Annotated in this window: 25 protein-coding genes; 8 read left to right on the forward strand and 17 right to left on the reverse strand. The window is 71.6% G+C overall.

Annotation, left to right across the window (positions count from 1 at the left end; genetic code table 11):
• Nucleotides 1-10: 10 nt before the first annotated feature.
• The 9 genes from ACNF49_RS13585 to ACNF49_RS13625 form a co-directional block, all read right to left on the reverse strand.
• Nucleotides 11-1327: a lipopolysaccharide biosynthesis protein gene (locus tag ACNF49_RS13585; RefSeq protein ID WP_482943860.1), complete on the reverse strand. Its 1317-nt coding sequence runs from the start codon at nucleotides 1325-1327 to the stop codon at nucleotides 11-13.
• Entirely contained in the window at nucleotides 1320-2123 is an 804-nt protein-coding gene (locus tag ACNF49_RS13590) for a polysaccharide deacetylase family protein (protein WP_357978344.1), read from the reverse strand. The genes ACNF49_RS13585 and ACNF49_RS13590 overlap by 8 nt, the downstream gene beginning before the upstream one ends.
• Nucleotides 2120-3061, reverse strand: a complete 942-nt coding sequence (locus ACNF49_RS13595; RefSeq protein ID WP_357978341.1) for a glycosyltransferase family 2 protein — start codon at nucleotides 3059-3061, stop codon at nucleotides 2120-2122. The genes ACNF49_RS13590 and ACNF49_RS13595 overlap by 4 nt, the downstream gene beginning before the upstream one ends.
• 11 nt (nucleotides 3062-3072) lie before the next feature.
• Entirely contained in the window at nucleotides 3073-3906 is an 834-nt protein-coding gene (locus tag ACNF49_RS13600) for a glycosyltransferase family 2 protein (protein ID WP_357978338.1), read from the reverse strand.
• Nucleotides 3907-4055: 149 nt separating this feature from the next.
• A complete protein-coding gene (locus ACNF49_RS13605) occupies nucleotides 4056-5171 on the reverse strand; it encodes a GNAT family N-acetyltransferase (RefSeq protein WP_482943861.1) in 1116 nt (371 codons plus the stop codon).
• A gap of 11 nt (nucleotides 5172-5182) precedes the next feature.
• Nucleotides 5183-5551, reverse strand: coding sequence for a hypothetical protein (locus ACNF49_RS13610; protein WP_352327059.1), 369 nt, complete (start codon nucleotides 5549-5551; stop codon nucleotides 5183-5185).
• A gap of 210 nt (nucleotides 5552-5761) precedes the next feature.
• Entirely contained in the window at nucleotides 5762-7372 is a 1611-nt protein-coding gene (locus tag ACNF49_RS13615) for an RNA polymerase sigma factor (protein ID WP_482943862.1), read from the reverse strand.
• A 139-nt stretch (nucleotides 7373-7511) separates the two neighbouring features.
• Nucleotides 7512-9194: a substrate-binding domain-containing protein gene (locus ACNF49_RS13620; protein WP_357978328.1), complete on the reverse strand. Its 1683-nt coding sequence runs from the start codon at nucleotides 9192-9194 to the stop codon at nucleotides 7512-7514.
• Nucleotides 9195-9418: 224 nt separating this feature from the next.
• Entirely contained in the window at nucleotides 9419-10057 is a 639-nt protein-coding gene (locus tag ACNF49_RS13625) for a cation diffusion facilitator family transporter (RefSeq protein ID WP_482943863.1), read from the reverse strand.
• A gap of 141 nt (nucleotides 10058-10198) precedes the next feature.
• On the opposite strand from ACNF49_RS13625, the gene ACNF49_RS13630 reads away from it, so the two are divergent.
• The 4 genes from ACNF49_RS13630 to ACNF49_RS13645 all read left to right on the forward strand — a co-directional run bounded on the left by ACNF49_RS13630 (nucleotide 10199) and on the right by ACNF49_RS13645 (nucleotide 12290).
• Nucleotides 10199-10531 (forward strand): DUF4184 family protein, encoded by a 333-nt coding sequence (locus ACNF49_RS13630; protein WP_482943864.1) that lies wholly within the window; start codon nucleotides 10199-10201, stop codon nucleotides 10529-10531.
• Nucleotides 10513-10971, forward strand: a complete 459-nt coding sequence (locus ACNF49_RS13635) for a DUF4184 family protein (protein ID WP_482943865.1) — start codon at nucleotides 10513-10515, stop codon at nucleotides 10969-10971. The genes ACNF49_RS13630 and ACNF49_RS13635 overlap by 19 nt, the downstream gene beginning before the upstream one ends.
• Complete coding sequence (locus ACNF49_RS13640) at nucleotides 10964-11779, forward strand: TrmH family RNA methyltransferase (protein ID WP_482943866.1); 816 nt, start codon at nucleotides 10964-10966, stop codon at nucleotides 11777-11779. The genes ACNF49_RS13635 and ACNF49_RS13640 overlap by 8 nt, the downstream gene beginning before the upstream one ends.
• A gap of 61 nt (nucleotides 11780-11840) precedes the next feature.
• On the forward strand, nucleotides 11841-12290 hold the full coding sequence (locus ACNF49_RS13645) for a group II truncated hemoglobin (protein WP_482943867.1): 450 nt from the start codon (nucleotides 11841-11843) through the stop codon (nucleotides 12288-12290).
• A 4-nt stretch (nucleotides 12291-12294) separates the two neighbouring features.
• Here the strand turns inward: ACNF49_RS13645 and ACNF49_RS13650 are convergent, their stop codons facing one another.
• Complete coding sequence (locus ACNF49_RS13650) at nucleotides 12295-12588, reverse strand: hypothetical protein (protein ID WP_482943868.1); 294 nt, start codon at nucleotides 12586-12588, stop codon at nucleotides 12295-12297.
• A gap of 196 nt (nucleotides 12589-12784) precedes the next feature.
• Between ACNF49_RS13650 and ACNF49_RS13655 the strand changes: the two genes are divergently transcribed.
• The gene (locus ACNF49_RS13655; protein ID WP_482943869.1) at nucleotides 12785-13387 is read left to right on the forward strand and encodes a hypothetical protein; all 603 of its coding nucleotides are present in this window, start codon (nucleotides 12785-12787) and stop codon (nucleotides 13385-13387) included.
• 10 nt (nucleotides 13388-13397) lie between these two features.
• On the opposite strand, the gene ACNF49_RS13660 is transcribed toward ACNF49_RS13655, so the two are convergent.
• Complete coding sequence (locus ACNF49_RS13660) at nucleotides 13398-14252, reverse strand: D-alanyl-D-alanine carboxypeptidase family protein (RefSeq protein WP_498702397.1); 855 nt, start codon at nucleotides 14250-14252, stop codon at nucleotides 13398-13400.
• Between the two features lie 102 nt (nucleotides 14253-14354).
• On the opposite strand from ACNF49_RS13660, the gene ACNF49_RS13665 reads away from it, so the two are divergent.
• A complete protein-coding gene (locus ACNF49_RS13665) occupies nucleotides 14355-14546 on the forward strand; it encodes a YegP family protein (RefSeq protein ID WP_357978304.1) in 192 nt (63 codons plus the stop codon).
• Here ACNF49_RS13665 and ACNF49_RS13670 read toward each other — a convergent pair.
• The gene (locus ACNF49_RS13670) at nucleotides 14543-15064 is read right to left on the reverse strand and encodes a DedA family protein (RefSeq protein ID WP_357978301.1); all 522 of its coding nucleotides are present in this window, start codon (nucleotides 15062-15064) and stop codon (nucleotides 14543-14545) included. The genes ACNF49_RS13665 and ACNF49_RS13670 overlap by 4 nt on opposite strands.
• 155 nt (nucleotides 15065-15219) lie before the next feature.
• On the opposite strand from ACNF49_RS13670, the gene ACNF49_RS13675 reads away from it, so the two are divergent.
• Nucleotides 15220-15735, forward strand: a complete 516-nt coding sequence (locus ACNF49_RS13675; protein WP_357978298.1) for a hypothetical protein — start codon at nucleotides 15220-15222, stop codon at nucleotides 15733-15735.
• Here the strand turns inward: ACNF49_RS13675 and ACNF49_RS13680 are convergent.
• The 4 genes from ACNF49_RS13680 to ACNF49_RS13695 all read right to left on the reverse strand — a co-directional run bounded on the left by ACNF49_RS13680 (nucleotide 15704) and on the right by ACNF49_RS13695 (nucleotide 21097).
• Entirely contained in the window at nucleotides 15704-17875 is a 2172-nt protein-coding gene (locus ACNF49_RS13680) for an ATP-binding protein (RefSeq protein ID WP_482943871.1), read from the reverse strand. The genes ACNF49_RS13675 and ACNF49_RS13680 overlap by 32 nt on opposite strands.
• Nucleotides 17848-19107, reverse strand: coding sequence for an AfsR/SARP family transcriptional regulator (locus tag ACNF49_RS13685; protein WP_482943872.1), 1260 nt, complete (start codon nucleotides 19105-19107; stop codon nucleotides 17848-17850). The genes ACNF49_RS13680 and ACNF49_RS13685 overlap by 28 nt, the downstream gene beginning before the upstream one ends.
• A 66-nt stretch (nucleotides 19108-19173) precedes the next feature.
• Nucleotides 19174-20229, reverse strand: a complete 1056-nt coding sequence (locus ACNF49_RS13690; protein ID WP_357978292.1) for a lysylphosphatidylglycerol synthase domain-containing protein — start codon at nucleotides 20227-20229, stop codon at nucleotides 19174-19176.
• 49 nt (nucleotides 20230-20278) lie between these two features.
• Nucleotides 20279-21097: a PIG-L deacetylase family protein gene (locus ACNF49_RS13695; RefSeq protein WP_357998908.1), complete on the reverse strand. Its 819-nt coding sequence runs from the start codon at nucleotides 21095-21097 to the stop codon at nucleotides 20279-20281.
• A gap of 38 nt (nucleotides 21098-21135) precedes the next feature.
• Here ACNF49_RS13695 and ACNF49_RS13700 point away from each other — a divergent pair, with 38 nt between their 5' ends.
• Complete coding sequence (locus tag ACNF49_RS13700; RefSeq protein ID WP_482943873.1) at nucleotides 21136-22218, forward strand: glycosyltransferase; 1083 nt, start codon at nucleotides 21136-21138, stop codon at nucleotides 22216-22218.
• Here the strand turns inward: ACNF49_RS13700 and ACNF49_RS13705 are convergent.
• Nucleotides 22215-23006: an NAD-dependent epimerase/dehydratase family protein gene (locus ACNF49_RS13705; RefSeq protein ID WP_482943874.1), complete on the reverse strand. Its 792-nt coding sequence runs from the start codon at nucleotides 23004-23006 to the stop codon at nucleotides 22215-22217. The two genes, ACNF49_RS13700 and ACNF49_RS13705, sit on opposite strands and share 4 nt — an antisense overlap.
• Nucleotides 23007-23009: the final 3 nt, after the last annotated feature.

The following is a 23009-nucleotide window of genomic DNA, read 5'->3' on the forward strand; positions in this document are numbered from 1 at the left end:
ACGTTGACCATCATGCGGCCCCGGACGACCCCTGAGTGACAGTCGGCTGCCCAGTTTCACCAAAATTGAGTATTTTGCGTAGATTTCCGAAGATCAGAAGTGCCACCAGCAGCTCGCTGCAGAGCAGCCCGTAACCCACCGCGTTCACCCCGAAGCGCGGGAAGAGGGCCACCGTGGACACCAGCACCAGCACCGCCAGCCCGATCTGCACGAGCGCCAGCGTGCGCGCGTGGCTCTGTGCCCGCAACGCGCTCAGGTACACCTCGATCAGCACTCGCGGCAGCACGGCCAGCGCCATCAGCCGCAGCAGCGTGGACCCCTCGTCGGCGAACTCGGCGCCGAAGACGGTCAGGATCAGCGGCGCCCCGATGATGGCCACCACGATGATCGGAGTCACGATCATGAAGCCGCGCCGCAGCGCCCGCCGGCAGTTCAGGGCCAGTTTGGAACGATCGAACGAACCCTCGACCGTCAGCGACACCGCCATGTTCATGGCCAGCAGCTCGATCATGCTGGCCAGGGTGTGGGCCATCGAGAAGCGCCCGAACGTGGCCTCGCCCACCTTGGTCGCCACCACCACGGGCACCAGGTAGACGATCGCCAGGATCGACAGGGTGCCGGGGAAGTCGCCGGCCAGGAACCGGCCGATCTGCCGCAGGCGGGGCGGCTCGTGGGCGGTGCCGAGGCTCTTGACGTGCCGGGGGACGACGACGCCGAAGATCAGCCAGTTGACCGGGATCAGCGCGAGCGCGGTGGGGATCATCCACGAGACGAAGATCCCGCCGTCGGGCAGCGCGCCGGCCAGCGCGACCAGCAGGCCCATCTTGACCAGGCCGAACACCAGGTTGTTGACCGGCACCCAGGTGGCCTTGCGCAACCCGGTCAGCACGACGTCCTGGAGCGTGAAGACGGCCCACACCAGCACCGAGGCCAGGAAGAACAGCCCCGGCCCGAACCCGGCCAGCACCGAGTACGTCTTCCCCCACAGCGGCAGCGTCAGCAGGAAGCCGAGCGCCGCGACCCCGCCCGTGGCGGCGGCCAGGCCGTAGCCGCGCAGGATCAGCTCGGGCGTGCGCCGCCCGGCCACCGGCAGGAAGCGGGCCAGCGCGCCCACGAAGCCGAGCGCGGTCAGCGACGCGAACAGCCGCATCGCGGTGATCACCGCCTGGCCGCGCCCGAACTCCTCGGGGGTGTAGAAGTGCGCCGCGAGCAGCCAGTAGCCCATGCCGAGGGTGCCCGTGACGACCGTGTTGGCCATCAGGGCGTAACCCTGGCGGAAGAGCGGATTACTGAGGTCGCGCAGGATCTTTCCCCGCAGGCTAGACATTTCCGCGCACCCGCTGCAGCCCGTACCTCGTCCGCCGGACGACCGCGTACCCCTTGGTGAGGATGCGTTCGCGCAGGTAGATGAGAGGTACGGCGTTGCCTTCGACGGCGCGCTTGAACATGCTGATGGTCGTCGGCTTGCCGACCGTCAGGCGGGGGATGGCGAGCATGTCGTGGCGGTCGGCCGCGATGGTGTTGCTCACGGCGCAGGCGGCGAAGTAGCCGGCCTTGCGCACCTCGTGGCGGACCCGGGCGCTGGAGTAGCCATAGGGGTAGGCCATGGTGGCGACCGGCGCGCCGATCTTCTCCTCCAGCAGGCCCTTGTTCCTGCGCAGCTCCTGCCGCAGATCGTCGGTGCGGAGCTGGTCGAGCTGCGGGTGGCTGTGGCTGTGGCCGCCGATCTCGATGCCGTTCTGGGCGGCCTCGCGGGCCTGCCCCCACGACAGCATGTCGTCGAGCGGACGGCCCGCGGCGTCCTTGCCGGCGTCGGACACCCAGCCGCTGGTCAGGAAGACCGTGGCCGGGAAGTTGTAGCGGTCGAGCAGCGGCAGCGCCTGGCTGTGGAAATCGGCGTAGCCGTCGTCGAAGGTCAGGACGATCGGCTTCGCCGGCACCGTACGGCCGTCGATCTTGTTCAGCGCGGCCACCAGGTCGCCCAGCGTGAGCGGGGTGAACCCGCTCTCCGACAGGTAGGCGAGCTGCTCGGCCAGGTCGGACGGCCGCACGGCGTGCGGACGCGTGTCGTCGTTGGGGCTGTCGCTGACCGAGTGGTACATCAGGATCGGAATGCGGATCATGAGCGTGCCACCTTCAGCCGTGCCGTGCCGACCACGTAACCCCAGGTCGTCCAGGCCAGGCCGACGACGATCGCGGCGGCCCTGCCGAGTCCGGACAGATCACCGCGCAGCGCGTCGCCCACGCCGCGCAGCGCGCCGAGCGGCAGCGTCTTCATCGCGTGGGCGCGCTCGCTGGCCAGGCCGTCCTGGGTGCCGACCTCCCGCGTGACCAGGGCCTTCGACAGGCCCTCGGCGTAGCACCTGGACCTGAAGTAGGCGAAGCCCTCGCGTTGCCTGGACACCTTGTGCCCGATGACCGCGCGGGGCTCGAACAGCATGACCGAGCCCGGCTTGCGCTGGCTCAGCCTGATGCAGAACTCGGTCTCCTCGCAGCCCAGCGGGCGCGACTTGCGGCCCTGCACGCTGCGGCCGATGCCGCTGTGGAAGCCGCCGACCTCGGCGACGACCTCGCGCAGGAAGGCGGCGTTGCCGCCCATGACGTTGCGGATCGGCGCGCGCACCGCGGGCATGCCGCGGTACGTGCACCCGACCGTCCAGTCGAACTCGTACGGGAACCAGCCGGGCCGGCGCTTCGACGCCCACAAGGGGTCGGTACGCCCGCCCACGCCCACCACACCGGATTCCTGGAAGCCCTCCTCCAAAGCCTCCAGCCACCCCGCGTCGGCGACCGCGTCGTCGTCGAGAAACGCGACGATCTCACCGGTGGCCGTGGCCACGCCGGTGTTCTTGCCGCCGGACAGCCCCTGCTCGTGCGTGTTCTCCACCACGATGGCCTGTGGATAGGCGCGCTTGAGCTTCAGGTGCAGGTCCGGATTGTGGTCGACCACCAGGATCAGCTCGTGTGCCGGGCGGCTCTGGTTCTCGACCGACTCGACTGCCTGCCTGATGTCCTCCCAGCGCTCTTCTGTGTAGACGCAGATGACAACAGACGTGTTCACAACGGTTCCTCTTACGCGACGCCTCGGTCAGCGGCGGGAGTGGCGGTGGGCTCAGGCTGAGGGGCGGAGGGCTGGCGGCGCCACTCCTTCAGGATCGTCTTGAGCACACGGAAGCCATCTCGTACGGCACGCAGGTTGCTCTCGCCGTGAATGCGGTTGCGCTCGTGGCTGGGCACCTCGTGCACCTTCAGCCCGGCCTTGGCCGCCCGCACGTTCATCAGGGTCTCGACCTCGAAGCCGTCGCAGTCGAGGTCGAGCACGTCGAGGTGACGCGCCCAGAACGCGTTGTAGCCGTAGCACAGGTCGGTGTAGCTGGTCTTGTACATCACGTTGACGATGCCGGTGAGGACCTTGTTGCCCAGGCGCCGGTTGAGCGTCAGGTCGTCGCTGCCGCCGCCGGCGGCGTAGCGCGAGCCCTTGACGAAGTCGGCCCCGGTCACGAGGGCGCCCACGAACGAGATGATCTCGCGGCCGTCCGTCGAGCCGTCGGCGTCGATCATGACGATGATGTCGCTGGTGCACGCGGCAAAGCCGGCGGACAGGGCGTCGCCCTTGCCCTTGCCGGTCTGCGTGACGATCTTCACGTTGGGCCGCAGGCGCTTGGCGACCTCGACGGTGTCGTCGACGGAGTTGCCGTCGACGAGCACGATCTCGTCGACCCACTGGGGGATCGTCGCGAAGACGTGCGGCAGGTTCTCGGCCTCGTTCATCGCCGGGACGACCACGCTCACCGTAGGGGAAATGGCCAGGTGAGGGGTGACGGGCGTGAAGCTGGAAGGGGGAGGCATGGAACGCAAGGGCGACTTCTGGACCTTGCCGTTGTGCTTGGTGATCTCGGGACTCATGACGAGGGATATCCTTCCGGGACCCGGCCCCGCTCACTGCACGGAGCCATCCCCGGGTGCTGCGGGAATGGCGGAGCCGACGAACGGTGCATTGTTGGGTCCTGTGGAGTGAGGGTGTGTGCTGGTGCCGGGGGTGGTGCCGGGAGCGTTCAGCCGGCTCCCGTTGGTTCTTTGACTACATTGGGTGACTCCTGCTGCTGCTGCATCGAGGTGCGCACCCGACCAAAGCCCTTGAGGACGCGGTCGGCCGCCTTATAAAGAGACGGTCGATCCAAGACGATTGTTCGAGCTTTGTTGAAAGGAGTTCGGCCCATCCAGTGGACGGCCGCGGTCGCGGACGGTCGTGAGATGCGGCCCTCGGCGACGTACAGGACCCCGCTCTTGAGCCAGTCTTTGTACTCCTTGCCGCCCTTGCCCATGTCAACCATGTGCATCCCGTCGTTCGCGGCGGCCTCGGCCATCTGCAGGTGATGGACGATGCCGGGCGAGTAGCGGGCGTACTCGGTGTCGTAGGCGGGGAACCACCCTACAAGCGTCGTGGCCGTACGGAGACCGAAATGCCCGGCAACAGGCACGTCCCCGGCATAAAGCATGGTGAGGATGCCGGAGAAGTCCGATGACTTCTCGGCATGCATCATGTCGATGAGTTCGACGATCCAGGGCTGGGCGAACCGGTCGACCCGGCCGGTTCGCCGGTACTGGTCGGACTTCCAGGCCAGGAGCGTGCGCAGGACCTCGGGGTCGGTGGCGTTCCACTCGAAACGCAGCCCGCCCTGCTCCCGGCCGAACTTGCGCTCCTTGTAGCGGACGGTCTTGAGGTTCTTGGGGGAGTTGCTCTTGACCTGCTCCAGCCAGGAGTCGAAGCCGGAGGTGAAATCCATCACGGGGGCCGGGCGCACGTCGGCCTCGTACGGGGCGAACGTCGGCTGGCCGGCGACCAGGTGATCGAAGTCGAACACGCTGAGCTTGCAGGCGCGCAGCAGCTGTTTGGCGTCGAGCTGCAGGTCGGGGACCGCGATCAGGCCGTGGCAGGTGGTCAGGAAGCCGCCGAGCGGCTTGCCGATGCCGAAGCTGTGCCGCTCGTACGGGAAGAACCCGGCGATGCGGTTGCCGTCGGAGATGACCGCCACCCTCACGTAGTCACGCAAGCGGTCCATCGCCACGGCGAACTCGACGGAGAGGAACGGGTTGTCCAGACTCGGATCGGCCTTCTGGAGCTCGCGCCATCGGGCGCGCTCGGAGTCTCCGAGGTCTCTCGGGCGCACTACCTGGATGTTCACCTTGCCCTGGCCCCCTGTTCGGTCTGCATGTTCTTCCCCCGGTACAACACGCGAAGCACGTACATGAACCCTCCGAGCACGGCGACCGTCGCCACGCCGGCTCTGGGCGACCATGCGTTGAACAGCAGCATGGCTTCGGCGAGGAGCACGTTCAGGACGAGGCTGGCCGCGGCTCCTACTGATAGTGCGGCAAGGGGGTCACGATCGCGCAACAGTCCCACCACTGCCGCCCCCGGCACCACCATGAGGAACAGGGAGATCAAGAACGGGCGCAGCGGGGTGTCGAGGTCGAACAGCGCGACCACGGCCCCCGCTATGCAGGCGAGCGCCAGCAGCCATGCCAGCGCTCTGCGGTGCTTGAGCATCTCCTGTTTCTCTCCTGCTCTTTCTGGTCAAGACATGGTTGATCGAATTTCATGGGACCAATCCGGGTCCGGGCACGTCAATGCCGACGCTTGGTGAGCCGTTGAGGTTCACCGGCATGGCGAAGTTTCTCGTGTGACTTCCGCCACACGACATGGTGACTCCGGGTTTCCGGGCGTGTTCCCCAAGCTAACCAGAATGCCCTATGTGGCCTATGATGTTCGAGCCAGGGTCCTGTTTATCCCGTTATGTCCGCTCTCTCTGGGGAGCTGTTCGTCACCCTTGGGGTGCCGCGTCCACATTCGAGGTCTGCGCCTCGCTGGGCGTCTCGGACGGCTCGGCGGTGGGGGTGGGCGGATCGGAGGGGGATCGGTTTCCGGGGCGCGGTCGGCGTTCCAGGCCAGCGGGCAAGTGGCGGCGCCGCCGTTCGAGGTGAACGAGACGCGGCCGCGGCCGCCGGCGCTCGGGTCCACGACGGTCACCCAGATCGACACCGAGCCGCCCGCTTTGACCGAGCCGCTGGCGGGGAACACGTCCAGGCCCTGTGACGCGGTCGCCACCCAGGAGACCGCGGCGTTGCGGGCGCGCAGCCCGATCTTGGCGGCGCCCGCGATCGAGGCGGGGCACGTCGTGCCGAGCCGGGCGACCGGCACGGGCCTGCGGCGGCTCACCGTGGGCGCGGCCGGCCCGCCGCTGGGCCGCCGGGCGGGCCGCCGGACCGTCGGCGTGGCGGAGGGGGACGTCTCCGGCGCATCGGCGCTCGGCGTGGGCTCGGGCGTCACGTCCTCCTCCGGCGCCGGCTCCGGGGTGAGCTCGGGGGAGGAGAGGGTGGGCGTGGGCGTCAGGGTGAGCGCGGTCTGTGCGGCGTCGCCGCCGTTCAGCACGACCACCGCCCCGGTCGCGGCCAGCACGCACGCGCCGGCCAGCACCACCGGCCCGAGGCGGCGCGGACGGCGGCGGCGCGAGCGTCGTTCGGCGGCCACCGGGAAGCCGGTCCGGTCGAAGTTGTCGCCGCGGTCGGTGATCAGCGTCCTGGTCTGGTCGCGCCCGGGATCGACGCAGGTGTCCACCACGCGGCGGCGCAGCGAGAGCGGCGGGAACTCGACCGGCACCAGGTCGAGCAGCCGCGACGCCGGGACCTGCCGGTGCTTGCCCTCGGTGCACACCTCGCACCCGGCGATGTGGCCCGACAGCCGCCGCCGCAGCAACGGCGTGAGCGGCCCCTCCCACGAGTCCACCATCGCCGACAGGTCCGGGCAGTGCGCGCGGCCCGTCTTCGCCAGGACGACCGCCGCGGCGGCGTTCTCCAGCTGGTCGCGGGCCCGGCCCAGCCGGGTGGCGGCCTGACGGGAGGTCAGCCCCAGCACCGAGGCGACCTCGACCGGCGTCAGGCCGTGACGCAGCGAGAGCAGGACGATCTCGCGCTCGTTCCCGCTCAGCTCGCCCAGCGTCTCGCGGACCAGCCCGGCCAGCTCGGAGTCCGGCTCCCCGGACGGCGTGGACGGCGGCGCCTGCGGCAGGCCCCCGGCGGGCGTGCCGCGGTGCGCCATCCTGGCCCGGACCTGGAACCTGGTCAGCGCGTACACCCAGGCGCGCAGGCGGCCGGCCTCCTTCAGCCGGTCCACGCAGCCCTGCGCGGTCACCAGGGCGTCGTGCACGGCGTCGGCGGCCGAGTCCCGGTCGCCGATCAGCGAGAGGGCGTAGTCGTAGAGCCGTTCGCCGTAGGAGTCGTACAGGGCGGCGGGAGCGTCGGTGTCGGCCCGCCGCAGAGCGGCGACCAGTTCCTGATCGTCGGCGCGGCCGACCGTCGGCCATCCAGGCACGGATTCCCCTCCCCGCGGGTGGAACGGGCGCTGAAGCCCCCACGCGGGAGAGGACGCCGCCTCGATCGGCCAGGTTGACCGGGGCGGCCGCGGTCATGCCCAACCGGCATGACCTCGTGATCCGTGTGACGGGAGTGGCTCAGCCGTCGCAGTCGGGAGCGCAGAGCCGGCGTTCCATGCCCTGGAGGAAGAAGTCGCGGACCTGGAGCACGTCCTTGGCGATGTACGCCTCGCCGCCGGTCGTCTTGGCCAGCGTGTCCATCTGCTTCCTGCCCGCCTCGGCCTCCGGCCCGAAGGCGATGAGCAGGATGCTGATCGGCCGCTTCGGGTTGTAGGTCTTCTTGAGGTACTGCAGGATCTGGGCGTTCGTGACGCCGCCGTCGGGGTCGTCGTTGCCCGCGCCGTCCGTGAGGATCAGCAGCGTGTTGATCTTGTCTTCCTGGTACGTCTTCGTCAGCTCGCCGTAGGCGGCCTTGATGGTGTCGTTCAGGCCGGTGTCGCCGGTGGCCTTGGCCTGGATCTGCCCGAACTGCCGGACCAGGGCCTGCTTGCGGAGCACGCCGTTGGTGGACTCGGCGAGCGGGCCGACGGAGACGAGTTCCTGCCAGTCCTTGCCCTGTCCGTCCATGTGCGTGGAGAACGTCCACAGACCCAGCTCGGAGTCGGCCGGGAACAGCCCCAGGCCCTCCATGGCGATCTTGTTGATGGCCTGCATGCGGGTCATGTTCGTGCCGGGGACGGGAAGCGCCATCGTGCCGGAGACGTCGAGCAGGGTGAGCAGCCGGGTGCCGAGGTTCAGCCGCGACCAGGTCTGCACCATCGCGGCCACGCTCTTGGCGTCGGGCCTCGGCAGCGCCTCCGGCTTGGCGGGGACGAACCCCTTCTCCTTCGTCAGCGTCTCGCCGGCCTTGCCGTCGGGGCTGCGGAAGCCCGCGTCGCGCAGGATCTTCTTGGCCGCGTCCGTGCCGAGGTCCTGCTTGAAGTCCGCGGCCGCCTTCTGGACCGCCGGGTCCTTGGTGACGATCGTGATCGGGTAGTCGAGGCTGAGCGTGCCCTCCTTGGGATAGAGGGCGACCACCGGGGCCTCGGGCTTCTTGGCGTTGTGGGCGTAGACGGCCTGCTCGGAGGCGACGCCGACCGGCACCTTGCTGCCCGACCTCACCGTCAGGCTGGCTAGCAGCGCCGCCGGGTCGGAGGCGAGCTGGCCGGAGATCTCCTTCAGCGCGCCGACCAGCGCCTTGTTCTGCCCGGCCTCCTTGGCCGAGGTGGCGGCGGCCAGCAGCGCGGCCAGCCCGGCCGAGTTCTTCTGCGGGTCGAGCGCCAGCACCCGGACCTTCCTGCCGGGACCGTCGGGGTTGGCCACGTTCGCCGCCGCGATCATGCCCGCCCAGCTCGGCGTCAGGCTGCCGGACAACTTCGCCGCGGCGGACTTGGCCGCCGCCAGCACGACGGGCGACAGGGCGACCGAGCCGGCGGGCTCGGGCAGCGCCGAGCCCGCGGGGGAGTTGCGGAGGTTGCCCACCAGCAGGCTGGAGTCGGCCACCCACACGTCCGCGCCGGACTTGCCGGCGGCCAGCCCGTTCGCGGTCTTGGCCGCCGCCTCCCTGGTCACGGTGACCTCGACGCACTTGCTGTCGATCGAGTGCAGGGCCTTGGTGTAGTTGGTGGCGATCTTGTTGAGCGCGGGGTGGATGTCGGGGGTGGCCACGACGCGCAGCGGCAGCTTGCCGGCCGAGCAGTCGTGCTCCCGATTGAAGATCACGAACGCCGCGACACCGAGGAGCACGGCCAGCGCGACGGCCCCGGCCAGCGGTACGAGCACCCTGCCACGCCCGCTGACCGACCGCCTGCGGGAGGGTGGTTCCTGGGCTCGGTAGCCGCCATCGAGCTCGTCTGTCCGGTGTCGCCCCACGATGTCCTCTTAGGTGTGTTGAGACCTTCCGGAGACCCTAGCGGGAGTTGCTCCGCAATACTCCGGGAACACTACTCGGTGGGCTCTGTGTGGCAAAACCGCTCTTTTGGTGCGCCTATTACGGAGAGTGGCGGTCAATGGCAGCAGGCGTGACCGCGCCAGGCGCGCGCTCCCTCACGCACCGCGACCGCCGCGAGGGCCACCGCCATGGCCGGATCCACCCACCACCAGCCCAGCGTGTTCAGCCACAGACCGGCCAGCACACCGGCCGCCATGGCGGCGCAGATCAGGTTCTGGGTGCCCTCGCCGGACGTCGCCGCCGACGCCAGCCGCGCCCCCAGCCGCCGCTTGACCAGCCCCAGCGCGGGCATGCTGACCAGGCTGACCGTCGTGACCACGATGCCGAGCACGGTCGGCGTGGCCCGGTGGCCGGCGTCGAGGTCGTGCGCGACGTGCACGACGAGGTAGGGGGCGAGCAACCAGAAGCTCACCGCCACCGCGCGCCTGGCGGTGGTCTCGGCGTGCGGCGAGAGCGTGCGGGCGCCGGTGAAGCGCCACACCACGATCAAACTCGCTCCGGCCTCGGCGAAGGCCGACAGCCCCCACCCGATCAGCGCGACGGAATGCGCGGACAGCCCGGCGGCCAGGCCCAGCGTGCTCTCCACGGCCAGCCAGGCGAGCGTGGCCACCGACAGCGCACGCGCGGCGCGGGCGGCTCGCAGCCAGTCGGCCGTCGCGGCCGGATGCTCATGAATCCGCTGGTCAGACACCATGAACCCCCGAACTCCCGGCTATCCGGCCGTCGACAGCGTTACGTAACGTACCCATGACTCAACGTGACCTTAAGCCCTGTGCGGCAAAGGATGTTCAAGATTCACCGGATAATGGCGGTGATCGCGTCCGGGGGAGGGATCGTGCCGTTCACGCCCAGTCACATCGCCGCCGTGCTGCCGCTGGTGGCCTCCGGACGGGTGCGGAGGTTCGCCGATCCGTGGGCGCTCGCGCTCGGGGCGATGGTCCCCGACCTGCCGATCTTCCTGCCGTTCCTGCCGGTCTACGGCGACTGGCACTCCTTGCCGGGCGTGTTCACCCTCGACCTGGCCGCGGTGCTGCTGCTCCTGCCGCTGTTCCATCTCGTGCTGCGCGATCCGCTGATCTCGCTGCTGCCGGCGTCCCTGGCCGGCCCGGCAGCGGTGCTCCTGCGCCGGGCCGGCTCAGGATCCTCCCGATGGCGGCCGGGGGCGTGATCGGCTCGGCCACGCATCTGTTCTGGGACTCCTTCACCCACTCCTACGCCTCCGCCCGCTGGGGCGCCTGGCCGGACACCCCCGTCTTCGGCACGACCAGGCTCTTCAGCGTGCTGCAGTACACCTCGTCGGCCGTCGGGCTGGCCGTGGTCGTGTGGTGGGCCTGGCGCGCGTTGTCCAGGACCGAGGCGGCCGACGTGCCGGGCCGCCTGCGGCTCGCGCCCGCCGTACGGTGGGCCGTGCTGGGCGCCTGCGCGCTCGGCACGGTCGCCGGCGCCCTCCTGTGGCCGCTGGTGGACGAGCCCAACCCCGCGTTCGGCTACCGGAGCGTGCTCACCAAGACGGGCGCGGGCACCGTGGTCGGGCTCTCGGCCGTCCTGGCCTGCTATGCGATCGTCTGGCACGTCAGGCGGCGCATGGCAGTATCGGAAGGTGCCTGACTACGTATTCGACGCCGACGACCCCCGAATCGCCGACTACACCCGGCTGCGGGACGTCGAGCTGCGCAAGAGCCTGGAGGCGGAGCGCGGCCTGTTCCTCGCCGAGGGGGAGAAGGTGATCCGGCGGGCCATCGCCGCCGGCTACCCCATCCGCTCGGTCCTGACCACCCGGCGCTGGTACGAGTCGCTGTCCGACGTCATTGGCAACGCCACCGTCTACGAGGTGAGCGACGAGCTGATGGCCGGCATCGCGGGCTTCCCGATCCACCGCGGCGCGCTGGCCTCCATGCGGCGCCTGCCGCTGCCCACGGCCGAGGACCTGATCAAGGGCGGCGCCCGCCGGCTGCTGGTCCTGGAGGACCTGGTCGACCACTCCAACGTCGGCGCGATCTTCCGCTGCGCCGCCGCGCTCGGCGTCGACGGCATCCTGCTCTCGCCGCGCTGTGCCGACCCGCTCTACCGCCGGGCGGTGAAGGTCTCCATGGGCGCGGTCTTCTCGATCCCGTACGCGCGGCTCGACGACTGGTACACCGGCCTCGGCGAGCTGCGGGCGGCGGGGTTCCAGAGCCTCGCGCTGACCCCCGACCAGGGCGCGGTCCCCCTCGACCGGGTCCCGATGGGCGAACGGGTGGCGCTGCTGCTCGGCGCCGAGGGCGACGGCCTGTCCTCACACTGGCTGCACGAGGCCGACCACGCGGTGTGCATCCCCATGAGCCCGGCCGCGATGGACGCCGGCGTCGACTCGCTCAACGTGGTGGCCGCGGCGGCGATCGCCTGCCACGGGCTGATGCGCTCCGCCGGGCGCTGACCGGCCGAGGGCGCGCGAATGGGTCTGGTGGCGCTACGAGCAGGGGTGTAACCCTGTAATCATGCAGACCCTGTTCGAGCACGCCGGCGGCGAAGAGGGCTTACGCCGCTTCATCGAGATCTTCTACCGCAGCCTGCTGGCGGACCCGCTGCTCCAGCCGCTCTTCGGCGAGGGCAAGTCGAGCCACGTGGACAACCTGACCGCCTTCACCGTCGAGACGTTCGGCGGCCCCGACACGTTCTCGGCGGAGATGGGCGGCTTCCCGCTGCTCATCGAGGCGCACCGCGGGCTGGGCATCGAGGAGGCCCAGCGGCGGCGGTTCGTCGAGCTGTACATGGACGCCGCCGACGCGGCCGGGCTGCCCGGCGACGAGCCGTTCCGGGCCTCGCTCCGCTCGCACGTGGAGTTCGGCACGCAGGTGGCGTTGCAGAACTCCCACGCCGAGACCGACGACCAGCTCCACCCGCTGCGCGAGGTGCCGCGCTGGGACTGGGAGCGGCCGCCGGAGTAGCCGGTCAGGGGCGGTCGGTGTCCTCGGTGAGCCAGTCGGGGTAGGCGTCGATGTCGTGCAGCACCGGCTGGGACTCGACGGTTCCGGTGCCGCCGTTCGCGCCGATGTGCGCCGCCAGCTCGGCGGCCTGTTCGCGTGGTGTGATGAGGGTGAGCTGCCAGGAGACCCCGGCCTGCGCGGCCGGGACTTCCGCGATGTCGATCGAGGTGGCCAGCCCCGCGAGCAGGATCGTGTGCGCGAGCGCGGCGGCCTGCTCATGGCCTTCGATCGTCGTGCGGACTTCGAGGAATTCCGCCATGATCTTCCTTATTGCGGAGGGGTACATTCACCACCCTATCTGCGTGAATCGACCATGGGGTCGGCTTCTGGTGGCGAAAGTCCGCCTGGGTGGCGTCGGTTGCGACGAGCCGGTACCCGAGATCTGCGGCCTCAATCGCGACAGGATGCGGCAAGATGTGATCCGCCGATCACCGAGAGCGACCGACGGAGGTCCCGTGAAGCCGACCTGGATCATCGCGGCCGCGGTCGCGGCCACCCCGCCCGCCTTCACGACCCCGCACGCCTGGACGACCCCGCGCGCTGGAGCGGCCGCCCGCCCGGCGGCGACCACGCACCCGCGGGCCGCCTCTGCCGACCGCAGCGCACTGACCTGCGCCGTCAGCTCGCCGGCGGGCCGGCCGCTGACCTTCAGCCCGCGCATCGGCCTGACCGCGCGGCCGGTGTCGGCCCGCGGCAACCTCCAGCTCACCGGCTGCCTGTCGGGCGACGGCTCGGCCCCCTACCTGCGCTCGGGCTGGGTCGCCCTGAAGAGCGTCGGCCGGGCCTCGTGCGCGAGCGCCCGGCAGGTCCACGGCACCGCCCGTATCACCTGGTTCGGCCTCGACGGGCGGCCGGTCGGCACCTCGGAGGTGCGTACGCGGGCCGACCGGCTGGCCACCCAGAGCCCGGCCGACAGCTTCCTGACCGGCACGGTCGTGTCGGGGCCGCTGGCCCGCGAGGGCGTCCGCGGCACGATCACGCCCGCCATGGGTCTCCTGGCCTGCGCGACCGGCGGCCTGAGCACGCTGTCCGCGGCGGGCCGGCTGACCTTCGGCTGACCTTCGCGGGTCAGCCGCCGGCGATCTGCTCGCCCGCGAAGTCCAGCAGTTGCTCGGCGGTGCTGAAGCGGCGCTCGTCCCCGTCGTGCAGCAGGACGCCGAACACGCGCCTGCCGCCGCGGTCGCCCGCGAACAGCAGGCAGTACTGCGCCGCGTTCGTGTATCCGGTCTTCACGCCCACGACGTCCGCGGAGCGGCCGAGCAGCTTGTTGGAGTTGCGCCAGGTGTGCGCCCGGTGCAGGCCCGACTTGGCGACCTTGTACACCTTGCTGCCGACCACCGTGCGGAAGACCGGGTCGGCCATCGCCCGCTGTGCCAGCTTGACCTGGTCCACGGCGGTCGAGTAGCCGCCGTTGCCCGGCGTGGGCAGTCCGTCGGGGTTGGTGTAGCGGGTGTCGCCGAGGCCGAGCGAGCGCGCGGCCCGGTTCATCTTGGCCACGAACGCCGTCTTGCCCGGCCCGTACTTCCTGGCCAGGGCGTTGGCGGCGTCGGCGCCCGAGGGGAGCATGAGGCCGTACAGCAGGTCCCTGGCCGTAAGACGCTCGCCCGTCCGCAGGCCGGCCGTGGTCGCGCCGTTGCTGGTGGCGTGCTTCATGTCGGCGGCGGTGACGGTGATCGGTTCGTTCAGGCGTCCCTCGCGCAGGACGACGTAGGCCGTCATCACCTTGACCAGGCTGGCGACCGGCACCCGCCGGGTCTCCCGCTTCGCGAAGTGGATCGTTCCGTCCGAGTCCACTACATATGCCGCGCCCGCTTTCACGGTCGGGACGTCGGCGGCCCGTGCGGCGGACGCCGGGTAAGAGATCCCCACAAGCAACGCGAGTACGGCAGAGCCGATGAAACCCCCAATACGCATGCCAGACATGTTCGCAGGAGATCAAGGGTTGGTTTGCGAAACTCGGCCGTAAGTGGCCCTCAGTTGGGGGTAAATGCTTGATAGATCCGACATCTGCGGGGAGACGAGGCCGTGGCAGGCAGGTTCATCATCAGTCAGGACGAGCGGGGCACGTTCCGTTTCGCGCTCGTCGCGAACAACGGGCAGACGCTGGCCGTGGGCGAGGGCTATCCGAGCAAGGCCGCCTGCGTCAACGGCATCGAGACCGTGCGCAGGAACGCTCCCGAGGCCGCCATCGACGACCAGACCCCGGCCGCGATCTAGGACGAGGCCAGGGCCTTGCGCCGACGGCGGACGAAGAACCAGGCCACGCCGGCCGCGACCGCGAGCAGCAGGACCAGCGCGCTGACGGGCGAGCGGGCGGCCAGCTGCAGCCAGCCCCACACCAGTGCCGTGAGCCCGAACCACCAGATGGGCGCCCAGGTCAGGCAGCCGAGCGCGCTCGCCACCACGTACCAGGGATAGGACACCCGCAGCGCGCCCGCCACCCACGGCAGCGTGTGCCGCAGCATGGGCACCCAGAAGCAGCCGTAGACGGCCAGCGCGCCCCACTTCTCGACGACGCCCTCGATCCGCGCGACGCGCTCGCGGCCGAGCCGCACGCCGACCTTGGACTCGTAGAGTTTCTCGCCGAGCTTGCGGCCGACCCAGTAGTAGACCTGGAACGCGCCGAACAGCGCAAGGATGAGAACGGCCCCCACCAGCCAGTACGGCAGCCCGAACCAGAACGGCCGGGCGGGATCGGGGAGGGCGGCAGCCGCATGCCACATGAGCCCGCTCACCCCCACTCCAACGCCTTAGGTCAGCCTTACCTTAGTCAAGGAAGAGGCGTTTCGCCACATCAGCTTGCAAGGCCGGGCCACCAGCTGCAAGTAGCCGACAACCACCCCTCAACCATCCCGCCCTATACCTGAACTGAGCAAAAGGGGTGTTGATCATGTCGTCGAGAAGCGCGGTGGTCCTGGCAGGCGGTACCGCCAACGCGGTCAAGCTCTTCGTGGCCGCGCTCGCCTTCACCAGCGCCTACGTCGGCTTCTCCACCTACAGCAGCGCCGGATCGGCCGCCGAGCCGGTGCGGACGGTCACCCTCTCGGCCCGCGAGCTGCCCATCACCGCCCCGGCCCGGCAGAGCGCCCCCGCCCGGGCGGGCGAGATCGCCCTCAGCGCCCTGACCGACGGCGCCCCCGGCTGCGGCAAGTCGTTCCTGGCCCGCAGCCTGCTGGTCAACCCGCGGCCCGGGACGACGGTCCTGTACCGCTGGAGGTTGTCGCGCTGGAGCCCGGCCGCCGGGACGTGGCGCACCTACCTGGCGGACCACTCCGGGTTCGCCGGCGGCAGCCAGAGCGTGGAGTGGCAGCCGCAGATCTCGGGCAACGCCGGGTGGTACCGGGTCGAGCTGATCGCCCGGCCCGGCGGGACCGTCACGAGCGAGCGTTTCCAGGTGAGCTGCTGACCGAGCGGCGCGCCGCCTCGACCCAGCGCGGCACGCCCACCCGCTGGGCCACCTCAAGAGCCTTCTCGTAGTGCTCACGCGCCGCGTCGGGCTGGCCGAGCCGGATGGCCAGGTCGCCCAGGGTCAGCGCCACCGGCCACAACGCCACGACGCCCGTGCCCGCACCGGCCACCCGGTCGGCGAACGGCTTGAGCTTGTCGTAGCAGTCGACCATGCGCTCGCGGTCGTCGAGCAGCATGCCCGCCAGGGCCCGCCAGGTCATCGCCAGCTCGTAGAGGAAGTCGGGCCGGACGGGCGGGCGGGTGGCGGCCACGGCCCTGGCGTCGTTGAGGTGCCCGGCCGAGGCCAGCGCGAGGGCGTAGGCGTCGAGCGTCCACTTGGCGCCGCGCTGGTGGGCCGCCGCCAGCAGGTCGACGGTCTCGGCCGCCCGGCCGTCGACGAGCTGCAGGCAGAACGCGGTGATCAGCGGGAGGTCCTGGCGGCCTTCCAGCATGCCGGCCCGCGCGGTCATCCTGGCGGCCTCGCGGTAGGCGCGTTCGGCGCCCGCGTAGTCGCCGGCGATCATCAGGCGCTGGCCGGCGTACCAGACGACGACGGCGGCGGGGGCCGACAGGTCGTACTGCTTGGCCAGGCGGTCGGCGGCGGCGGCGTGCTCGTCGGCGACGGCGAACTCGCCCCTGGCCGCCGCGCACTCCAGCAGCACCAGGTGGGCCAGGGCCTGCGTGGCCATCTGCCCCGAGCGCTGGGCGACCTCCAGCAGCTCCCTGCCGATGCCCTCACGGGTGTCGACGGCCGGGATGTCGTAGGACTGGCGCAGCCGGCCGCTCAGCGCCGCCGCGATCAGCGTCGGGTCGCCGCTCTGCCTGGCCAGCTCCAGCGCCTCCAGCGACGCCTGCCGCCCGCGCTCGGGCGCGGAGGAGCCCTCCAGCTCCAGCGCCAGCGTGGTGAGCAGGCTCGCCCGCAGCCGCTGCTCGCCCGCGGGCAGCTCGATGAGCGCCTGCTCGGTGACGTCGACGATCTCCCACGCGGTGCGGGTGAAGTCGCGTGCCATGCCCTTGTGCGGCACCGCCAGCGACGCGGCCACCTTCGCGGTGATCTCCAGGTCGCCGAGCGGCAGCGCGGCGTCCATGGCCTGGCGGCGCAGCAGCCTGGCCGCCGTCATGTCGCCGCACAACGCCAGCGCCTTGATCTGCCGGAGCATCAGCCGCAGCCGCTCCTTCGCGCGCTCCGGCTCGGACTCGCGGCCCTTGTCGTCCTTGCGCGGACCGCCGCGGTCGAAGGCCGCGATGGCCTGCTCCCACAGGGTGGCCGCCTCGCGGTGGGCGAAACGCCGCTCGGCCTGCTCGGCCGCCAGGCCCGCGTAGTGGACGGCCTTCTCGGCCGCGTCGGCCAGGAAGTAGTGGTGGGCCAGCGCCGCCACGTCGGAGGACGTGCGCTGCTCGATCACCGCGGCCACGGCGGCGTGCAGGCGGGTGCGGCGCAGGCGGGAGGCGTCGGAGTAGATCGTGTCGCGCACCAGGTCGTGGTCGAAGCGCAGCAGCCCCGGCCCCGGCTCGGTCACCAGCCCGGCCAGCAGCGCGGCCTCGACCGCCTCGATCACCGCGTCTTCGTCGCCGGCGACCGTGACCAGCACGTCGAGGTCGACGTCGCGGCCGATCACCGCGGCCTGGAGCAGGATCTGCTGGGCGCCCGCGGGCAGCCGTGAGATGCGCCGCCGCAGCACGTCGCGCACGCCCGAGGGCACGCGCGAGAGCACCTGCGTGGCGCTGGCCCGGTCGGCCGCGCCCTCGGCGTCGAGCAGCCGGACGGTCTCGCGCACGAAGAACGGGTTGCCGCCGGTGCGCTCGACGATGGACTCGACCGCGTCTTCGTCGATCTCGCGTACGCAGGTGGCCTTGACCAGCTCGGCCACGGCCTTGGGGTCGAGGCCGGACAGGCCCACGCGCAGCGGCTCGAGACGGGCCAGGGCGGCCAGCACGTCGGACTGGCGGTCGTCGAGCTCGCTCTCCCGGCACGTCACGACCAGCAGGACGCGGCTGGTGGCCAGCAGGCTCGGCAGCGCGCGCAGCAGGGCCAGCGTCTGGTCGTCGGCCCAGTGGAGGTCTTCCAGCGTCAGCAGCACCGGCGCCCGGCGGGCCACGCCGGCGAGGTAGCCGCCGACCGCGCGGTGCAGGCGGAAGCCGCCCGAGACCTCGTCCTCGTCGCGGTCGGGGGCGGTGTCGTCGAGCAGGGGGCGAGGAGCTGGGCGTATTCGCCGGCGCCGGTCGCGTCGATCAGCGAGCGCAGGATCTCCACCCAGGCCCAGCCTGGCGGGGTCGCGCTGGAGTCGGGGCAGGCGCCGGAGGCGGTGATCCAGCCGTCGCCGCCGAGCCTGCCGTCGAGCTGGCGCAGCAGCGTGGTCTTGCCCGCGCCCGCGACGCCGGTCACGATCGCGACCTGGAAGCGGCCGGTGCGCGAGGCGGCCGTGGTCAGCCTGGCCAGCTCGGCGTCGCGGCCGACGAACGGCTCGGGCTCCAGCGGCGGCGGCTCGACGTGGGCGGCGGCCGGTCGGGGCGGCCAGGTGTCGGTGGCCGGGGCGGGCCGGGCGGGACGCGGCGGCGCGGCCAGCTCCAGCTCGGGGGACTGGGCCAGGATGTCGGACTCCAGCTTGCGCAGCGCGGGCCCGGGGTCGATGCCCAGCTCGTCGGCCAGCATGTTCCTGGCCCTGCGCAGCGCGGCCAGCGCGTCGCCCTGCCTGCCGCAGCGGTAGAGGCCGAGGGCCAGCAGCCGCCAGCCCTCCTCGCGCAGCGGGTGCTCGGTGGTCAGCGCCTCCAGGTCGGGGACGGTCTCGGCGTGCAGGGCCAGCCGCAGGCCGGTGTCGGCGTGCCGCTCGCGGGCCACCAGGCGCAGCTCGGCCAGCCGGTTGACCTCGGCCTCGGCCCAGGGCTGGTCGGCGAAGTCGGAGTAGGGGGTGCCGCGCCACAGCCCGAGCGCCTTCTCCAGGCGGCCGCGGGCGGACTGCGGGTCGCCCTCTTCGAGGTGCTCGCCCGCCGCCCTGACCAGCTGCTCGAAGCGCAGCGCGTCGACCTGCTCGGCGGCCACGCGCAGCGCGTAGCCGGAGGCGACGGTCACCAGCAGGCGGTTGGGGCCGCCGCGCGGCCGGCCCGGTTCGAGCACCCTGCGCAGGCGGGAGATGTAGACCTGCAGGCCCGACTGGGCGCCCTTGGCGGCGTCGTCGTCCCACAGATCGTAAAGAAGCGTGTCAACCGGCACGACCTGACCTCTGGCCACGAGAAGTCGGGCGAGGACGGCCCGCTGCCGCAACCCGCCGAGGTCGAGTTCGTCGTCGTGTTCGTACGCCTCGACTGGCCCCAGAACCCGGAACGCCACCATGTCAGCCGCCACGCTATGCGGGCTTCCGAACGACGCACAAGGTCTTTGACGGCTTTGGGATTGTCACTACGGGGCCTTCGAGATCGCGGACGGGGGTTCCGCGGCGGCGTTCCGGCCGTTGCGCCTGCGCAGGAGCGCCCACGCGCCGAGCGCGAGACCGCCGAACGGGATCTCGATAGTGTAAGTCCAGAAGCCGAAAAGTAGTGCTGTCGCGACGGCCGGAGTGCCGGGCACGCCGAACGTGATCAGCAGCGCGGCGACGCCGCTCTCCATGATGCCGGCCCCGCTCGGCGTGATCACGGCGCTGGTGAGCACGCGGGACAGCGCGAAGACCGCGATCGACTGGGCCAGGCCCGGCCAGGCGCCGGTGGCCGTCATGCAGGCCGCCATGATCGCCCACTGGAAGCCCAGGAAGAACACCATGCCGAGCGACAGGCCGAGCGCGCGCGTACGGACGATCTCCGCGGTGTCGGCGCGCAGCCGGTGGAAGGCCTCGGAGGCGTGCACCTTCAGGCGCAGCAGCCGGGTGAGCCCGTCGAGCGCCCGGCCGAGCACGGCGGCGGCGCGGTCCCAGTAGAGGGCGACGGCCACGACCACGCAGAGCACCAGGATGGAGATCGCGCCCGTCCAGCCCGCCTTGACGAACGCCGGGTCGAGCACCTCGTCCGCCATGAGCAGCGCGATGATGCCCACGGCCGGCAGGATGAACCTGAACAGCGTGTTCCAGATGCCGCTGACCAGCGTCATCACCACGATGGGCCGGTTGGCGAAGCCCCAGCCCCTGGTCATGGCGAACGACAGCGCCACCCCGACCGCGCCGCCGAACGGCAGCAGGTTGCTGACCGCGCTGCCCGCCGCGTTGAGCGCCAGCCCCTGGAGGTTGTTCAGCCCCGGCAGCGAGTTGGTCAGCACGAACGTGTACGCCAGCAGGCTCAGCAGCCACAAAGCCGTCATCAGGGCGATCTGACCGAAGCTGAGCGCCCCGAAGACCGCGCCGATCTCGTGCCAGGAGACCGGCTTGCCGGTGAGCGTGCGCACGATCTGCGGCAGGTAGACCACGAGCAGCACGGCCAGCCCGAGCGACACGACGGACAGGGCGATCTGGAGCGGCTTGTTCTTCATCGCCCACCAGTCTGACGGGTCGCCGGAGCCGGCACGTCACCCTCAGGTGCTACTTCGGCCATGGGTCGAAAGGGTGAGTGAGCCGGGTGCCGGGGGGCAGGTCACGGCGTACGAACCACTCGGTGCCGAAGACCAGGCGGTAGAGCGGGCCGGGGACCTTCAGCATGACGGCGAGGGTGCGGTCGCTGTCGCCGCCGCTGGCCTGGGACGCGTGCGCGGCCATCGAGGCGCGCTTCTGCCGGGCGTAGCGGCGGACGTTGACCCGGTGGGTGATCGTGTCGCTCGCCGAGTACGCGCTCTCGAACGTGCGCACGTCGAACTCCGGCGGGAACTTGTACACCCGGCCCGCCATGCGCAGCAGCCGCACCAGCGGGTCGCGGTTGACCGTCGCCTCCAGGACGATCTCCGTGCCCGCGATCTGCGCCGCCCGCTTGCCCACCCGGTGGACCTGCACGTGGTCGGGGTGCCCGTAGCCGCCGGCCGGGTCGTAGATCGACAGCAGGTCGGCCTTCTCCTCCTCCAGGATCGCCGCGAGGGCCCTGGCCGCCGCCTCGGTGTCGGCGTCGATGAAGGCGTTGTCGGGCCGCTCCTCGGCGACGCCGCCCTTGGGGCTGAGCCCGGAGTCGCCGTAGCCCAGGCACTCGACGCGGGCGCAGCCGAGCAGCGCGGCGGACTCGTAGAGCTCCTTGAGCCTGGTCTCGCGCAGCTCCTCGCCGGGGCCGATCTCGGCCAGGCCGCGCTCGCCGGCGGTCGCGACCACGAGCACCACGCGGTGGCCCTCGGCCGCGAGCATCGCCATGGTGCCCGCCGTGAGCAGGGCCTCGTCGTCGGGATGGGCGTGGAAGAAGACCGCGGTACGTGGAGGCACACGCCCAGATTAGTCTGGGAGGGGTGCGGATCTTTCACGTGAGTGACTGTTACCTGCCGAGACTCGGGGGGATCGAGGTCCAGGTGGCCGACCTGGTGCGGGCGCAGCGCGAGGCCGGGCACGACGTGGTCGTGGCCACGGCGACCAGGGGCGAGGCGCTGCCGGGCGTGCGCAGGGTCGTCGCCAGGATGCCGTTCGACCTGCCGGTCCATCCGTTCGGAGTGGGGCATCTCACTCGGGGCATCTCCGTGGTCCGGCCCGACGTGGTGCACGTGCACACCGGCGCGGTCTCGCCGTTCGCCTGGATGGGGGTGCGGGCGGCGCGGCGGGCGGGGGTGCCGTGCGTGGTCACCGTGCACAGCATGTGGGACCCGGTCACGCGGGCGCTCTACCGGCTGCTGCGCCTCGTGTTCGGCTGGCAGCGCTGGGGGCTGGTGGCCACCACGGTGAGCACCGCGGCGGCGGCGCCGATCAGGGCGGTGGCCGGGCCCGGCGTGCCGGTGCGGGTGGTATCCAACGGGCTCGACCTGTCGGGCTGGGCGCCCGGCCCCGGCGTGCCGGCCGCGCGGGCGGAGGTGCACGTGGTGGCCGTCGGCCGGCTGGCGCCGCGCAAGCAGCCCGTACGGCTGCTCAGGCTGCTGCGGGCCGCGCGGGCACGGGTGCCCGCCGGGATCCCGATGCGCGCCACGATCGTCGGCGACGGCCCCGCGCGCGCTCGCATGGAACGTTTCCTGGCCGAGCACGGCATGACCGGCTGGGTGTCGCTGCCGGGCCGCTATTCGCGGGAGCAGATCGCCAAGCTGCTGGAGTCGGCCGACGTCTTCGTCGCCCCGGCGCCCAGGGAGTCGTTCGGCATCGCGGCGCTGGAGGCGCGGGCGGCCGGCGTGCCGGTGGTGGCCAGGGCCCAGAGCGGCGTCGCCGACTTCGTCAAGGACGGCACCGAGGGGCTGCTCGGCCGCACCCTGGACGACCTCGCCGGGGCGGTGGCGCGGTTGTGCTCCGACGCGGGGCTGCGCCGGGAGATCGCCGCCCACAACCGCTCGACGCCGCCCGTCGCGGGCTCGTGGGCCGGGGTGCTGGAGGGGTTCGACCGGGCCTACGAGCAGGCGATCGCGCGTTAGGCCAGCCCGCCCCTGCGCAGCGTGTACTCCGGCGCGGCGAAGTCGCCGCCCTGCGGGGTGCCGTCGGTGAAGAAGGCGGCAGGCGTGCCGGTCACCCGGGCGGCGTACGGCTCGGCGTCGTCCTCGGGCTCGTAGCCGAGCTCGGGGGAGAGCAGCCAGAAGCGGCGGGTGTTGGCCGAGACGGCGTAGGCGGCCAGGAAGCGCAGGCCGGGCGTGGTGACCGCGGCGTGCACGAACCCGGCGCAGTCGCGCGGGCTCAGCCAGGTCGCCAGGTGGCGGACGTCCTGGGGCTCGACCTCCAGGCTGCCGATGCGCAGGCAGACAACCTCGAGGCCGAACTTGTCGGCGTACAGGCGGCCGAGGGCCTCGACGGCGGCCTTGCTGACGCCGTACAGGCCGTCGGGGCGCGGCGGCAGGTCGGGGGAGATCGTGGCGGTGGCCGGGTACATGCCGGTCAGGCGGTTGCTGCCGGCCAGCACCACGCGCGGCACGCCGGCCAGCCGGGCCGCCTCCAGCACGCGGTGGGTGGTCAGCACGTTGCCGTCGAGCAGGTCGGGCAGGGGCGCCTCGTCCGGCACCCCGGCCAGGTGCACGATCGCGTCGGCGCCCTTGACCAGCGCCACGGTCTCGGCCAGGTCGGACAGGTCGGTGCGGACGGCCTCCTCACCCGGCCCGGCCTCCATGGGCACCCGGTCGGCCAGGACGAGCCTGGTGGCGGACCGGCGGAGCCGCTCGCGTACGGCCCCGCCCACCATGCCGGCTGCGCCGGTGAGCACGATCATCTCCATGCC

The sequence above is a fragment of the Actinomadura sp. ATCC 39365 genome (assembly GCF_054392275.1).